We start from the raw sequence: 15,249 nt of genomic DNA, 5'->3' as shown, positions 1-15,249 counted from the left end.
ACGGGTCCTGTGCCAGGGCTGACCGGTCCCCAGCGGTGAGGGGTCGATGAGGCGGTGTGCAGCGGGCAAGGGACCTTCGGTCCCTTGACTGACCCCTGCGGCCCGTTCCTCGCGCGGGTCAGGGTGGCAGTGTGAAGAGACCCCCGCCGCTGTTCGACAGAGGAGGAAGCCATGGAAGGCTCCACCCAGCACCGTCCGGACCTCGGCTCGGTCGTCGTCGGTGTCGACGGATCACAGACCGCGCTGACAGCGGCGCTCTGGGCCGCCGCAGAGGCAGCCCGACGCAACAGCACCCTTCACATCTTCTACGCGGCAGACACCGCCGGCGGGGTCTTCTACCTGTCGGCGGAGATCATCGAACGCGTGCACATGGAGGGCCGTGACCTGTTGGAGCTCACGGCCGCTACGGTCTCTGAGCGGTTCCCGACCCTCCACGTCTCCACGGAGTACAGCCGCCGGGACCCCGTCTCCGGTCTGCGCCGAGTGGGGGCGAAGTGCGGCATGACTGTGGTCGGTCACCGCGGGCTGGGCGGCTTCGAGTCGCTGATGCTGGGTTCGGTCGGTCTGAGGATCGCGGCAGCCGCCACGACCCCCGTCATCGTGGTGCGCGGCGGCGAGGACCTCGCCGAGAGCGGCGTGGTGCTGGCCGCGGTTCGCGACGAGTACGACCTCGAATGCGCGCGACATGCCGCCCGCGAAGCAGAGCTGCGCAAAGCAGCGCTGCACCTGCTGACCGTGTGGAACGTACTCCAGTACGCCGGAACCGTCGTCACCATGCTCGACGGCGTCAACGAGTTCGCGGGCCGCCATCTCCGCGGTCTGAAGTCCGTCGCCGACCGCGTAGGCGAGGAGTTTCCCGCGTTGACGGTGAACACCGACGCGGAAAAGAGCGTGTCGGTGGCTTCGGTCCTGGTCGAGGCATCGCGCCGTGCGGACCTGCTCGTCATGGGAGGACGGCGATCGCCCGGGTACTTCGGGCCCACCCTGGGACGTACGACGCACAGTCTCCTGCACCATGCGCACTGCCCCGTGGAGCTCGTTCCACGGCACGATGGGGAGCGGGGGAGCGACGCGGCATGACGGACATCGCTCCGAGGGCATCGCCCAGGTCGAGAAGGCTGCTGTGGAGGCCCAGCGCCGCATGCTGATCGAGACGGCCGCAGGCCGGGCGCAGGAGGACTAGGCTGAAGGCCGGGCGGTTGAGCGGAGCTCTTCGACGCCGCCGGAGGTGTCCATGGCCGGGGTCGATGGAGATGCGTCGGCGCGCCGGATTCCGCAGCCGAGGCTGGACGCGCTCCAGGCGCAGATCACTGACGCGCGGGATACCCGTGACCGGCTGACGGGCCTGCTCGAGGCGGTCATGTCGCTGGGGCAGGGGCTGGACCTGGCCCAGGTGCTGCGCGGCATCGTGGAGGCCGCAGTGGTCCTCGTGGACGCGGAGTACGGTGCGCTGGGCGTGGTGGGGGACGACGAGCAACTCGCCGAGTTCCTCCCGGTGGGCATCAGCGACCAGCTCCGGGCGCGGATCGGTGCCCTGCCCACCGGACACGGACTGCTGGGCGAGCTGATCAGGCACCCGCGGCCACTGCGCCTGGGAGACCTCTCGGAGCACGCGGCCTCCGCCGGGTTTCCGGAGCACCACCCGCCGATGCGTTCCTTCCTCGGCGTGCCGATCCGGGTCCGGGACGAGGTGTTCGGCAACCTCTACCTGACGGAGAAGCGGGGCGGGAAGGGCTTCGACGCGGAGGACGAGGGGGTCTTGTCCACCCTCGCGGTTGCCGCCGGCGTCGCCGTGGACAACGCCCGTCTGTACGAGGAGGTCCGGCTCCGGGAGCGCTGGCTGGCGGCCAGCTCCGATTTCACGAGCGCGCTGCTGTCCGGCTCCTCCGAGATCGAGGTGCTGGAAGGCATGCTGGAGCGGGCCCGGGACATCATCTCGGCCGAGATGTGCGTCTTCTACCAGGTGGGGCCCGGCGGCGAGCTGCGCGGCTCGCTGGCCCTGGGGGAGGGCGCCGAAGCGCACCGCGGGATCGTGCTGCCCGGCAGCGAGGGGATCCTGGCCGCCGTCATCCTGGCACGGGACGGACTGATCACCTTGGCCGATATGGCCACCGATGCCCGGGCCGCGGCGCAGCCGGACACGTGGACTGGCTTCGGGCCGGCCGTGGCGGTCACGGTGGGCACGAGGGCGAAGCTGCGGGGAGTGCTGATGCTGGCACGGCGTACGGGGCGGCAGGCCTTCGCCGCGGCCGAGGTCGCGCCCCTGCCCGGCTTCGCGGGGCAGGCGGCCCTCGCGCTGGAGCTGGCCGACCGGCGCCGGGACAGTGAGCAGGTGAGCCTGTTGGCGGATCGCGACCGGATCGCCCGGGATCTGCACGATCTCGCGATCCAGCGGCTCTTCGCCACGGGAATGACCTTGCAGAGCGCCCAGCGCTTCGTGGAGCACCCGGAGGCTTCCGAGAGGCTGAGCCGGTCGATCGACGACCTGGACGAGACGATCAAGATCATCCGGTCGACGATCTTCGGACTCCGCGACCACGAAGGGGCTGGCAGTACCCCGAGACTCCGGGTCCGTGCGGTGCGGGCCGTGGGCGAGGCGGCGGCGCTGCTCGGTTTCGCGCCCGCCCTGCGGATGGAGGGGCTGATCGACACCGATGTTCCGGTGCCGGTCGCCGACGACGTGGTGGCCGTGCTCGGAGAGGCCCTGACCAACGTGGCCCGCCATGCGGGAGCGGCGCGGGCGGAGGTCGGGATCGTCCTCTCGGACGGTGTGCTGGCTGTGACAGTGAGTGACGACGGTGTGGGTGTCACGGACGGTGGGCGTCGGAGCGGTCTGCGCAACCTCGCGGAGCGCGCCGAGGCCCGCGGGGGAGGGCTGTCCGTCTCGCCGGGCCCGGATGGTGGTGGAACCCGTTTGGACTGGCGGATCCCGATCGGACCCACCCGGTGAGTTCGGGCCTTAGCGGCCGGTCTCGTCGTGCTCGCGCACCTCGGCGGCGATGACGGCGGCCTGCACGCGGCGTTCGACGCCCAGCTTGGCGAGCAGCCGTGAGATGTGGTTCTTGACCGTCTTCTCGGACAGGAAGAGCCTTTTTCCGATCTGACGGTTGGTGAGGCCCTCGCCGATCAGTTCGAGTACGGCTCGCTCGCGCTCGGAGAGCACCGTCAGCCGCTTGTCCCCGGGCGGCTTCCCGGCGGTCGGGTCCCGGAGTGAACTCATCAGACGGGCCGTTGTCGCGGGGTCGAGCATCGACTGGCCCGTCGCCACCGTACGGATGGCGGCGACCAGGTCCGATCCCTTGATCTGCTTCAGTACGTACCCGGCCGCGCCCGCCATGATGGCGTCGAGCAGGGCGTCCTCGTCGTCGAAGGACGTCAGCATGAGGCAGGCGAGATCCGGCATGCGCGAGCGCAGCTCGCGGCAGACGCTGATGCCGTCGCTGTCGGGCAGCCGTACGTCGAGCACCGCGACGTCGGGCCGCAGTGCCGGCCCTCGGGCCAGGGCCTGCGTGGCCGTCGCCGCCTCACCCACCACCTCGATGTCCGGCTCGGAGTCCAGCAGGTCGTGCAGTCCGCGCCGGACGACCTCGTGATCGTCGAGGAGGAACACCCGGATGGGCGCCGGGGCGGCAGCTGGTGCATCGGACATCCACGCCACACCCTCGGGTCGGATACGTCTGGGGACAATTGTCTCAGATGAGGCTTCCGCTGCCGTGGGGTGCGTACAGGTCGAGGAGCCGGACCCGGGCGGAGACGAGCCGGTGGGCGAGCACCTGCCCCACCCATTGCCACATTGCGGAGGTGAGTGCGGGATCGGAGTCCATCAGCGCCCGTACGGCGGCGGCGTCGAACTCGTCGGTGCGCACCGGCGTCATGGCCTCGGCGCCGAAGTGCCAGGTGTAGGGACGGAACAGCCAGGACCACCCGACGAGCTCGCCCGGGCCGGCTGTCTCGACCACCGCGGCCTGCCTGCCGGGTACGTGCACGTCCATGCCGACGCTGCCCGACCGGACGACCCAGAACCGGCCGGCGTGCCCGCCCTGGTTGAACAGTCGCGCGCCGGCGTCGAAGTTCGCCTCGTGGGCCAGGGCCAGCAGACTGCCGCAGTGCTCCGGGGAGAGGGCGTGGTCGAAGCGGATGGGGGAGGAGGTGAGCCGGTGGGGGGAAGAGGTGCTCATGGCGGTTCTCCGTTCGGGTCCGTCTCCACCCTCCGCCGCCGGCGGCCCGTCCGGGAAGGGCCGTTCGGTACCTTCCCCGACCCGGGCGGCCCACCCGTACCGCCCCGGGCGGGACGATCAGTAGGGCCAGGACCAGTCGGCGACCTCCGGCAGGTCGGTTCCATGGGCGCGGATCCAGTCGTGGTGGCGGATCCGCTCGTCGCACATGTTCTGGCGCAGGGCCGCCTCGCGACCGGCGAGTCCGGGGACGCGGTCGATGACGTCCATGACGAGCCGGTACCGGTCGAGGTCGTTGCGTACGACCATGTCGAAGGGGGTGGTCGTGGTCCCGGACTCCTTGTACCCGCGGACGTGGAGGTTCGGGTGGCCGGTCCGGCGGTAGGCGAGACGGTGGATGAGCCACGGATAGCCGTGGTAGGCGAAGACCACCGGCCGGTCTGTGGTGAAGAGGGCGTTGTACTCGGTGTCGGTCATGCCGTGCGGGTGTTCCTCGTGGGGCATCAGCCGGGCGATGTCGACGACGTTGACGACCCGGACTGCCAGCGAGGGGAGGCGCTCGCGGAGCAGGGCCGAGGCGGCCAGGACCTCCGTGGTGGGCACGTCGCCGGCGCAGGCGAGCACGACGTCCGGCTCGCGGGAGCCGTGGTCGGTCCCCGCCCACTCCCAGACTCCGGCGCCGCGCGCCACGTGCGCGCGGGCCTCCCCGATGGGCAGCCAGTCGAAGCAGGGCTGCTTGCCCGCGACGATCACGTTCACCTGGTCACGGCTGCGCAGCGCGTGATCGGCCACCGCGAGGAGGGTGTTGGCGTCCGGCGGCAGGTAGACCCGTACGACTTCGGGGCTCTTGTTGAGGACGTGGTCGACGAATCCGGGGTCCTGGTGGGAGAAGCCGTTGCTGTCCTGGCGCCAGACGTGCGAGGTGAGCAGGTAGTTGAGTGAGGCGACGGGCGCGCGCCAGCTCAGCTCGCGGGCGCTCTTGAGCCATTTGATGTGCTGGCCGACCATGGAGTCCACGATGTGGGCGAAGGCCTCGTACGTGGAGAACAGTCCGTGGCGGCCGGTGAGGAGGTACCCCTCCAGCCAGCCCTGGCACACGTGCTCGGAGAGGATCTCCATGACCCGGCCGTCGCGGGACAGGTTCTGGTCGGTGGGTTCCGTCATGTCCTGCCAGGCCTTGCCCGTGACGTCGTACAGGTCGTCGAGGTGGTTGCTCGCCGTCTCGTCCGGCCCCACGACCCGGAAGTTTCGCCGTCCGGCGGTGTCCCTCATGACCTGCGCGAGGTAGCGGCCCAGGACGCGGGTCGGCTCGCGCAGGGTGCTTCCGGGCTTCTCCACGGGGACGGCCCACGCATCGAGGGCGGGGAGCGGGAGCGAGCGCAGCAGCCTGCCGCCGTTGGCGTACGGGCTCGCGCCCAGGCGGCGAGAACCCTTCGGTACGCAGGCCAGTACGGAGGAGACGGGGCGCCCCTCGGCGTCGAAGAGCTCCTCCGGCCGGTAGGAACGCATCCAGCTCTCCAACTGCCTCAGGTGTTCGGGGTTCTCGCGCACCCCTGCGAGCGGCACCTGGTGCGCGCGCCAGGTGCCCTCGACGGGGTGCCCGTCGACGGCCGCGGGACCCGTCCAGCCCTTGGGGGTCCGCAGAACGATCATCGGCCAGGGTGCACGCTCGGCACCCGGATCCGTGCCCGCGGCCCGCGCTTCCCGCTGGATGGCGTGGATACGGTCGAGGGCCCGGTCCATGGCTCCGGCCATGGCCGGGTGGACGAGGGCGGGGTCGCTGCCGGAGACGTAGAGGGGCTCGTGCCCGTAGCCGCGCAGCAGCGCGTCGAGCTCCTGCTCCGGTATCCGCGACAGTACGGTCGGATTGGCGATCTTGTATCCGTTGAGGTGCAGGATCGGCAGGACGGCGCCGTCGTGGACCGGGTCCAGGAACTTGTTCGAGTGCCAGGAGGCGGCCAGCGGCCCCGTCTCCGCCTCGCCGTCGCCGATGACGCAGGCCACCAGCAGGCCGGGATGGTCGAAGGCGGCCCCGTACGCGTGGGCCAGCGAGTAGCCGAGCTCACCGCCCTCGTGGACGGAGCCCGGCGTTTCCGGCGCGACGTGACTCGGCACGCCGCCGGGGAAGGAGAACTGGCGGAACAGCCTGCGCATCCCGTCCGCGTCCCGGCCGATGTCCGGATAGGTCTCGCTGTACGTGCCCTCCAGCCAGGAGTTGGCGAGGACGGCCGCCCCGCCGTGGCCGGGTCCCCATACGCACAGGGCCTCCAGGGAACGCTCCTTGACCACCCGGTTCAGGTGGGTGTGGACGAGGTTCAGGCCGGGGGCGGTGCCCCAGTGGCCGAGCAGCCGCGGCTTGATGTGCTCAGCCCGCAGCGGCTCGGCGAGCAGCGGGTTGTCCATGAGGTAGATCTGGCCGACGGCCAGGTAGTTCGCGGCACGCCAGTGCGCGTCCAGCTCCGGGATCCGGTACGTGGTGGTCATGAGCGCTCCTTCGAACCGCAGGCGGGGCATGCGCCGGTTGAGCCGATGCGTGAACCGTGCTCCTACGGGGCCGGAGGCGGGAAGGGCAGGAGCGGCCCCCACATGGGGCCGGTCGGCCCCTTCTGTGCCGCCGGCGGGGGGTGAAGTGTGGGCGGCTGGGTCTCTGCCGGGTCACGTCGCCCCGGCCCGACGGCGGGCTCTGGCGGTACGCCGAGAAGGGGCGATGGTTTTGAGACGATGCGGGACACAGAGCCGTGTCACGGGTGCTCGTCCCGAGGAGGCAGGCAGGTGAACGCAACCGAGGACGAGGCGCGGCACCATCCGGTTGTCGTCGCACACCGCACGAGTCAGGCCGCCGGTGTCCAGTCGCGCATCGCTGACGCGATCACGAAGTTCGCCGGCTCCATGCCGTTCGTCTATCTCCACGCGATCGGCTTCGCCCTCTGGATGCTGTTCGTGGAGGCGAATCCCTGGCCGATGCTGACGCTCGTCGTCTCCCTGGAGGCGATCTTCCTGTCGACGTTCGTGATGATCGGACAGAACCGGCAGGCAGCGTTCCAGCAGGCGAAGGCCGACCACGATTTCGTCGAGCAGGAGCTGGAACTCAAGACCAATACGGAACTGACCCGTGCCATCCACGCGATGACCACGGAACTTCACCGCCGACTGGTTCCGGAAGCGGACAGCGGTCCTGAGGGTTTCCGCAACGGTTTCCTCCCCGTGGACCAGGTAGGTGGTGTGCGGGGCGGAATCGAAGCTGCCTCGGACATGACAGGCCTCCCTCCGGCAGGGGAAACCGGCCTCCACCGTCACACCCCGGGGAGAGGGCCGCATGGGCTCGACAGGCTCCGGTAGGGGACCGTCCGGCCCTGTGCGTGCACCGGTAGCGGGTACAGCCTGAGGTTGACGCCCAGCGCGTCGCCAAGTTCCTGTACCGGCTTCGAACAACAAGGGTGTGACGATCATGGGAGAGACCACAGCAGATGCGTCGCCGATCAAGGTTCCGGCTGCCCGTGGTGACCTCGGACGACGCGTGAGCGCCCGCCGCGAAGAGCTGGGACTCACGCGTGAAGAACTCGGGGAGCGCTGCGGGGCTGCCGCGTCGTACATCGCCTACGTGGAGGAGCGGGCGGCGGCGCCCAGCATGGGCATGCTCGTGGGTCTCGCGGACGGGCTGGGGACCACCGTTGCCGAGCTGACCGGGAGAACGACCGACAGTCCCCCCGGCATGGGGACCGCGATGCGCGGTTCCGAGTCGAGGGCGTTGAGCGAGGCCGAGTGCCTCCGCCTGCTCTCCACCCACGGCATCGGCCGGGTCGGTTTCTCCGGCATGGAAGGACTCGCCGTCTTCCCCGTCAACTATGTCGTCGTGGGAAACGAGATCGCGTTCCGCACGGCGGCCGACTCGCGGCTCGCCGAGGCATCCGGGACCGAGGTCGCCTTCGAGGTGGACCACATCGACGACGTGATGCGAGAGGGCTGGAGCGTCATGGCCGTCGGCGAGGTGTCCGGTGTCACGGACGGGGAGCGGGTCAGCCACCTGTATTCGGTCGCCCGCTCGCTCCCCTGGGCCGGCGGACCCCGCACGCACTGGATGTCCATTACCCCCACCAGGATGACCGGCCGTCGTGTGGGACCCGGGTGAACGCCCCGCACGCCGTCGTGTTCGACACGGACGGGGTACTGCTCGACTCGGCGCGGCTGCACGCCGCGGCCTGGAAGACTGCCTTCGACAGCTGTCTGGACGCCTGGGCCACGTCCGGGCACGGGCGGCAGCCTCCCTTCGACGCGGACCGTGAGTACCGCCAGTGGGTCGACGGCAAGCCCCGGCTGGACGGGGCGAGTTCCTTCCTGAACTCCCGTGGCATCCACCTGCCGACCGGCAGCCCCGACAGCGCACCGGGCGACGACACGGTCTGGGCGGTGGCCGCGCGCAAGGAGGCGGCGTTCGTCAGCACGCTGCGGTCCGGGGCCGTCCATGCCTTCACCGACGTCGCTCCGGCGCTCGCCCGGCTGCGGGCGCACGGCGTGTGCTGTGCCGCCGTATCGGCCTCCCGGCATGCCCGGTCGCTTCTCGGATCAGCCTCCCTTCTGGGCTGCTTCGACGCTGTGGTGGACGGTACGGACGCTGCCGACCTGGGGCTCGCGGGCAAGCCGGACCCCGCTCTGTTCCTCGAAGCGGCCGTACGGCTCGGGACGGACCCCGCCCGCTGTGCGGTGGTGGAAGACGCCCTCGCAGGTGTCGAAGCAGGCCGACGCGGCAACTTCGGCCTCGTCATCGGCCTCGACCGGACGGAGAACCCCGACACGGCACGGGCACTACGGGAACGCGGGGCGGACCTGGTCGCCGCCGAACTCCTCACGGTCGCCGGCCTCGTCTGCGGGGCACGACCGTGACCGCCTCGTGGACCTGGGAGTACGACCACTACGACCCCCGAACGGAGCGCCTGGTCGAAGCCCTGTGCACACTGGGCAACGGAAGGTTCGCCACGCGCGGTGCGGCCCCCGAGACCCCGGCGGGCCCCGTGCACTATCCCGCCACGTACGCCGCCGGCTGCTCCAACCGGCTCACCTCGCAGGTGGTCGGACAGCAGGTCGACAACGAGGACATGGTCAACCTGCCGAACTGGACGGCGCTGTGGTACCGCTGCATCGCCGACGGCGGACTCCCGGGAGACTGGCTGACTCCCGACGATCCCGGGATGCTGCACTACGAGGTGGTGCTCGACCTGCGCCGAGGGACGCTCACCCGGCACATGCTCTTCCAGGACGGCCGCGGCCGCCGCCTCGGCGTCACCCACGTCCGCGTCGTGCACATGGGAGACCCCTACCTCGCGGCCCAGCGGACCACCTTCCACGCGTACGGATGGAGCGGCCTGATCGAAGTGGAATCAGGGCTGGACGGAGACGTGGCCAACGCGGGAGTGGAGCGCTACAGCGGGCTCGACGGCCACCACCTCACGGACCATCGGACGGGCTTCGCGCCGCACGGCGTCGCGTGGATCGCCTGCCGGACCACCTCCTCCCGCACCGAAATCGGCCTTGCCGTCAGGACGGTCACCCGACCTCGCGCACCCGTCATGACGAGCCACACCGCGGCCGGGACGGTGCAGACGTACAGACTGCCCGTGGCTCCCAGACGGTCCGCGACGGTGGTGAAGACCGCGGCCCTGTACACCTCCCTCGACAGGCCGGCCGGAGACCTCCTGCCGCGCGCGATCGAACACGCTTCGCGGGCACCCGGATTCCCGGCCCTGCTCACGGCACAGCGCTCGGCCTGGGAACGGCTCTGGGAGCAAGGCGAGTTGACCGTGTCGGGGGAGACGGGCCGGACCCTGCGCCTCCATCTCTTCCATGTACTGCAGACGCTCTCCCCGCACACCGCCGAGCTGGACGTGGGTGTCCCCGCGCGAGGCCTGCACGGTGAGGCCTACCGGGGCCACGTCTTCTGGGACGAACTCTTCGTCCTGCCCTACATCACGCTGCACTTCCCCGAAGTGGCGCGGGCCCTGCTCATGTACCGCCACCGACGGCTGCCGGCCGCCCGCGATGCTGCCCGGCTGGCAGGACAGAGCGGAGCGATGTTCCCCTGGCAGAGCGGAAGTTCGGGACAGGAGGAGAGCCAGGCCCTGCACCTCAATCCCCGCTCGGGCCGCTGGCTTCCCGACCACTCACACCTGCAGCGCCATGTCGGCTCCGCCATAGCCCTGAACGTCTGCCGTTACGGGCGGGCCACCGGGGACACCGGCTTCCTGCACGGCCCCGGCGCGGAACTCCTGCTGGAGATCGCCCGCTTCTGGGCTGGCGCCGCCGTCTACGACGCGCACCGGGGGCGCTACCGCATCCGCGGTGTGCTGGGCCCGGACGAGTACCACGACGCCTATCCCGCGGCCGCGGAACCCGGAATCGACGACAACGCCTACACCAACGTGATGGCCGCCTGGGTGATCCACCAGGGGCTCGAACTGCTCGACGAACTGCCTCCCGCACGACGGACGGAACTGACCGAGCGGCTCGCCCTGGACCGCGGCGCGCTGGAGCACTGGGAAGAGGTGTCCCGCCGCCTGTACGTCCCGTTCCACCGGGGCGTCATCAGCCAGTTCGAGGGATACGGAGACCTGGCCGAGCTGGACTGGGCGGCCTACCGTGCCCGGTACGGCGACGTGCGCCGGCTCGACCGGATCCTGGAAGCCGAAGGGGATACGGTCAACCGCTACCAGGCGTCGAAGCAGGCCGATGTGATCATGCTCGGTTACCTCTTCCGGTCCGCCGAGCTGTACGGCCTGTTCGCCCGGCTCGGCTACCGGCTCGACGATGCGGTGTGGCGCGCGACCGTCGCGTACTACCTGCCGCGCACCAGCCACGGATCGACGCTCAGCAGCCTCGTCCACGGGTGGGTGCTGGCCCGCCAGAAGGATCCGGACGCCTGGAAGTACTGCGAGGAGGCACTCCTCGGCGACGTCACGGACATCCAGGGCGGGACCACCGGCGAGGGGATCCACCTGGGAGCCATGGCCGGCACCCTCGACCTCGCGGAGCGCGGAGTCACGGGCCTGGAGACCGGCCCCGAAGGCCTGTACATCGATCCCGTCCCCCTACGGGAGATCGAGCCCGTCTCCTTCACGCTCTGCCACCGGGGGCACCGCGGTGTCCGTGTCCGACTGCTCCACGGCAGGTTCGGCATCACCGTGCCGGAATCCCGCCACGGTCCTCTGGCCCTCATGCTGCCGGGCGAACAGGCCGTCGTGGTGGCGGCCGGAGACGAGCATTGGTTCCGGCTTCCCGTGGACTAGACCCGCCGCCTTCGCGGAGATCTCCCCGGGCCACCGACGGACTGCGCTGCCTTGGGCGGCGTACCCGTAAGCCCGCGCGCACCTGACCGTCCAGGGGAACGCGGGTGCGTTCACTCGTGGGCGATGACGGCGACGGGCGAGGTGGCGTGGTGCAGGACCGCGTGCGCGATCGCGCCGATGTGGGTGCCGTAGGCGGACCGTCGGATGCGCCTGCCGACGACGACGAGCGCGGCACCTTTGGAGGCGTCCACGAGCTGGATCGCGGACTGGCCCATGCGCACCTCGGGAGTGACTGCCACCGAGGGGTGCTTTTCGCACCAGGGGCGGACCATCTCGTCCACGGCCGTGGCGATCCCCTGCCCGATCTCCTCCTGGGCGCCGGGGTCGAGAAAGGGGCCGTAGCCGATGATCGGCGGTGGTGCCCAGGCATGGAGCACCCGCAGGGCGCATCCGCGGCGGGCTGCCTCGTCGAAGGCGAAGGAGAGGAGCGCGTCACACGGGCGCCCGATGTCCACTCCCGCAACGATCGGGCCGTCGGTACCGGATCCCTCGGCAGGCGTCGCCTCACCGTGCGGCGCTCTGACGAGGACGACCGGCTGATCGGCCGCGGCGATGGTGCCGGCGCCGATGGACCCGAGGATGAATCCGGCGATGCCGCCGAGCCCTCGGGAACCCAGCACCAGGATGTCCGAAGAGGCGGCCGCGTGGGCCAGGGCCGTGGCCGGGATCCCCGACAGCCGGCGGGAGGTGATCTCCAGATCCGGATACAGCCGCTTGATCTCCTCGGAGGCCTCGCGCAACAGTCCCTCGGCCCACTGGCGCTGGACCTCGGTGGTCGCGACGGCGAGAGGGGGCCGTTCCAGCCACTCCTCGACGTGGACCAGGGCCAGGGGCACCCCGCGGAGGTCGGCTTCGTGCGCGGCCCATCGGGCCGCCGCGACACTTTCGCGCGAGCCGTCGAGGCCGGCGGTCACAAGGTTGGCCATGGTTCCCATCTCCCTCAGTTGACGTGTGAGTTACTCGTCCGTCATGAGCGCTGCTGGGCCGTGACGCGCAGCACGGCGCGATGAAGCCAGGCGGTCAGTCGTGAGCGAGTACGGCGACCGGCGCGGCCGTGTGGTGAAGCACGGCGTGGGCGATCGGGCCGAGGTGCGTGCCCATGGGGGAGCGGCGGATGCGGCGTCCGATGACGACGAGGTCCGCGCCCGTGGTGGCCTGGACGAGCTCCCGTCCCGCCGATCCGATGAACGTCCTCTCCTCGAGTCGCACGTCCGGGAACTTCAGCCGCCACGGCATGAGCATGTCGTCGAGCATCTGGGCGACGGTGCGGTCGACCTCGCGCGCGACCGAGGGATTGAGGACGGGCGAGTAGCCGGACGCGGGAGGGAGCTTCCAGCCGTGCACCGCCCGCAACGCGCAGTCGCGGCGTGAGGCTTCCTCGAAGGCGAAGGCCAGGACCCTGTCGCAGGATTGGTGGATGTCGACGCCCACGACGATCTCGCCGTACGGGGTGCGGGCCGCGCTCTCCCTGTCGTCCTCCTCCGCCCGTACGAGGACGACAGGTGTCTCGGTGGCCGTGAGGGTGGACAGGCTCACGGAGCCGACGATGAAGCCCACCACACTGCCCAGCCCGCGGGAGCCGAGGACCAGGAGGCCGGCGCTCTCGGCCTCTGCCGCCAGAGCCGCGGAAGGCCTGCCCGAGAGGCGACGCGTGGAGATCTCCAGGCGGGGATACGCCTGCTTCAGCTCGTCGGTGGCAGAGCCAAGGACCTCGTCGGCCCACCGGTCGCGTGTCCCGGGGTCCAGCTCGGGTATCAGCGTGCCGGAGTACCAGTCCTCGGCGTGGACGATCCGCAGAGGGGCCTGCCGAAGCGTGGCCTCGCGGGCTGCCCAGCGGGCTGCGGAGAGGCTCTGGGGGGTGCCGTCGACGCCGACGGTTACGTGGTGGTTCATGACGGTGGCCTCCAGACTGTGCGGGGTGTTCCGCGGTCACCAGGTGATGGGTTGCGCTCCGCGCTCCGGCGGGATCAGACGGGAGTCGTCCGTACGGGCGGTGAGCTCGTCCACCACGGCGACGACGCCGTCCAGTCGTGCGGTGAGTCGCAGAGCGAGGGGGATCTGGCTCTGCCGTTCCAGTCGGCCCGCGAGGGTCACGACACCGTCCAGGACGTGGATGTCCACCGCCCCGGTGGGCGCCTCGATGGTGTCGGACAGCACGTCCTCGCTCACCTGCCGCCGTATCTCGGCATCGGGGCGCAGGAAGACGCGCAGGAGGTCACGCCGGGTGACGATGCCGATGAGACGTTCTTGCTCGTCGGTGACCAGAAGGCGTTGCAGGCCCAGGCGCGTCATGAGCTGCCCGGCCTCCGAGACGCTCTCCTGAGCGTGGACCGTGACACCGGGAGCCGACATGATGTCCGCGGCCGTCAGGGCCTTGCGGGCGAGCAGATCGCTCTCGGAGACGACGCCGACCACCCGGTCGTCCTCGTCCACGACGGGCAGCCCGGTGATGTCGTAGTCGGTGAGGAGCTTGGCGATCTCCCTGAACGTCGCCGAACGGTCCACCGAGTCGACATCTGCCGTCATCACCTCGCCGACCTGGGTGTGCTTCACGAGCGGACCTCCTGTACGTCGTCATGCAGGGGCGCAGGGGGTTGGTGTGCACCACCCGTACAGGGCCACCATCCGCCCGGCCGACGCCCGTATCGAGGGCCGAACGGTCCTGTACGAGGGCCGACCGGGTCCGTCTGCGGAGGCTTATGCAGGTTCCCGGAGCCGGGGAGGGACCAGTCGGCCCTTGCCCTGGCCCCTATGGCCCTCGCCGGCCACGCGCCCGCGATGCCAGCGTGAGAGGGCAAGCACGATGGCCCTCGATCAGGAGAAACCATGGAAGGCATCACTGCCGGTCCGGAACTCGGGACGGTCATCGTCGGCGTCGACGGGTCGGACCCCGCACGCGGGGCAGTCCTGTGGGCCGCGGCCGAAGCAGCACGGCGGGGGAGCACCCTGCACATCCTCCACGCCGCCGACACGGACAGCAGAGCCGTGTACGCATCGGTGGAAACCCTTGAACGGGTCCGTGCAGCGGGCCGCGAACTACTCGATGACACCGCCGCGACCGTAGCGGAACTCCATCCCGATCTGCACGTCACCACGGAGTTCAGTCGCAGCGCACCCGTACCCAGCCTCCACCGGGCCGCCGGCGTCCACGACACGATCGTCGTCGGCAACCGCGGTCTCGGCGGGTTCGCCTCGCTGATGCTCGGCTCCGTCGGACTCAAGGCCGCCGCGAGTGCCACCACCCCCTTGGCCGTGGTGCGGGGGACGGACCCGCGGGTCGAGACGGGCAGCGTGCTGGCCGGTGTCCGCGACGAACACGACCTCGACTGCCTCCGGTACGCCGCGTGCGAAGCCGGGCTGCGCAAGTCGTCGCTGAGGCTGCTGCACGTATGGAACCTGCTGGGATCTGTCGGCAACGTCGTGAGCATGCTCGACGACGTCGAGGAGATCAGCGGCCGGCACGCGGAGCGCCTGACAGCAATGGCTGGCCTGATCCGCGAGGAATTCCCGGATCTGACCGTGCACGCCGACCTGGAGAAGAGCTTCTCGGTGGCCGGTGTACTGGCCGAGGCCTCGAAGGACGCGGACCTGTTGGTCGTCGGCGGGAGGCGCTCGCCGGGCTACATCGGCCGGACGCTGGGGCACGTGACCCACAGCCTCCTGCACCACGCGCGCTGTCCCGTGCTGCTCATCCCGCGGCACGGCAACGATCAGGGGAGCGAGTCGTGAGGGAGAAC

13 protein-coding genes are annotated in these 15,249 nt (G+C 70.5%); 7 read left to right on the top strand and 6 right to left on the bottom strand.

All coding sequences use genetic code 11. The features are described from left to right. Positions 1-171 precede the first annotated feature (171 nt). Positions 172-1,080 carry a universal stress protein gene (locus tag ACODT5_RS07030; protein ID WP_422518313.1) on the top strand — a complete coding sequence of 303 codons (909 nt, stop codon included), beginning with the start codon at positions 172-174 and terminating at the stop codon, positions 1,078-1,080. 154 nt (positions 1,081-1,234) lie between these two features. Continuing rightward, positions 1,235-2,950: a sensor histidine kinase gene (locus ACODT5_RS07025; RefSeq protein ID WP_422518312.1), complete on the top strand. Its 1,716-nt coding sequence runs from the start codon at positions 1,235-1,237 to the stop codon at positions 2,948-2,950. Positions 2,951-2,959: 9 nt separating this feature from the next. Here ACODT5_RS07025 and ACODT5_RS07020 read toward each other — a convergent pair whose 3' ends face one another. From ACODT5_RS07020 to ACODT5_RS07010, 3 genes are all read right to left on the bottom strand, one after another. Continuing rightward, positions 2,960-3,649 carry a response regulator transcription factor gene (locus ACODT5_RS07020; protein WP_327251446.1) on the bottom strand — a complete coding sequence of 230 codons (690 nt, stop codon included), beginning with the start codon at positions 3,647-3,649 and terminating at the stop codon, positions 2,960-2,962. Between the two features lie 43 nt (positions 3,650-3,692). Continuing rightward, on the bottom strand, positions 3,693-4,178 hold the full coding sequence (locus ACODT5_RS07015; RefSeq protein WP_422518311.1) for a Crp/Fnr family transcriptional regulator: 486 nt from the start codon (positions 4,176-4,178) through the stop codon (positions 3,693-3,695). Between the two features lie 117 nt (positions 4,179-4,295). Further along, positions 4,296-6,659, bottom strand: coding sequence for a phosphoketolase family protein (locus ACODT5_RS07010; protein ID WP_422518310.1), 2,364 nt, complete (start codon positions 6,657-6,659; stop codon positions 4,296-4,298). Positions 6,660-6,947: 288 nt separating this feature from the next. Here ACODT5_RS07010 and ACODT5_RS07005 point away from each other — a divergent pair, with 288 nt between their 5' ends. The 4 genes from ACODT5_RS07005 to ACODT5_RS06990 all read left to right on the top strand — a co-directional run bounded on the left by ACODT5_RS07005 (position 6,948) and on the right by ACODT5_RS06990 (position 11,452). Beyond that, on the top strand, positions 6,948-7,514 hold the full coding sequence (locus ACODT5_RS07005; RefSeq protein ID WP_422518309.1) for a DUF1003 domain-containing protein: 567 nt from the start codon (positions 6,948-6,950) through the stop codon (positions 7,512-7,514). A 109-nt stretch (positions 7,515-7,623) separates the two neighbouring features. Next, entirely contained in the window at positions 7,624-8,304 is a 681-nt protein-coding gene (locus ACODT5_RS07000; protein ID WP_422518308.1) for a helix-turn-helix domain-containing protein, read from the top strand. After that, positions 8,301-9,056: an HAD family hydrolase gene (locus ACODT5_RS06995; RefSeq protein WP_422518307.1), complete on the top strand. Its 756-nt coding sequence runs from the start codon at positions 8,301-8,303 to the stop codon at positions 9,054-9,056. Before ACODT5_RS07000 ends, ACODT5_RS06995 begins: the two co-directional genes overlap by 4 nt. After that, positions 9,053-11,452 (top strand): glycoside hydrolase family 65 protein, encoded by a 2,400-nt coding sequence (locus tag ACODT5_RS06990; protein WP_422518306.1) that lies wholly within the window; start codon positions 9,053-9,055, stop codon positions 11,450-11,452. Before ACODT5_RS06995 ends, ACODT5_RS06990 begins: the two co-directional genes overlap by 4 nt. Positions 11,453-11,562: 110 nt before the next feature. Here the strand turns inward: ACODT5_RS06990 and ACODT5_RS06985 are convergent, their stop codons facing one another. The 3 genes from ACODT5_RS06985 to ACODT5_RS06975 form a co-directional block, all read right to left on the bottom strand. Then, positions 11,563-12,438, bottom strand: a complete 876-nt coding sequence (locus ACODT5_RS06985; RefSeq protein ID WP_422518305.1) for a universal stress protein — start codon at positions 12,436-12,438, stop codon at positions 11,563-11,565. Positions 12,439-12,532: 94 nt separating this feature from the next. Further along, complete coding sequence (locus ACODT5_RS06980; protein ID WP_422518304.1) at positions 12,533-13,405, bottom strand: universal stress protein; 873 nt, start codon at positions 13,403-13,405, stop codon at positions 12,533-12,535. Positions 13,406-13,441: 36 nt separating this feature from the next. Then, positions 13,442-14,065 carry a CBS domain-containing protein gene (locus ACODT5_RS06975; RefSeq protein WP_422518303.1) on the bottom strand — a complete coding sequence of 208 codons (624 nt, stop codon included), beginning with the start codon at positions 14,063-14,065 and terminating at the stop codon, positions 13,442-13,444. 273 nt (positions 14,066-14,338) lie between these two features. On the opposite strand from ACODT5_RS06975, the gene ACODT5_RS06970 reads away from it, so the two are divergent. Continuing rightward, positions 14,339-15,241 carry a universal stress protein gene (locus ACODT5_RS06970; RefSeq protein WP_422518302.1) on the top strand — a complete coding sequence of 301 codons (903 nt, stop codon included), beginning with the start codon at positions 14,339-14,341 and terminating at the stop codon, positions 15,239-15,241. Positions 15,242-15,249 lie beyond the last annotated feature (8 nt).

Source organism: Streptomyces tatrensis, from assembly GCF_049310065.1.
Lineage (GTDB): Bacteria > Actinomycetota > Actinomycetes > Streptomycetales > Streptomycetaceae > Streptomyces.
Note: the sequence above shows the minus strand (reverse complement) of the source record. Positions and strands in the feature narration are given on the sequence as shown.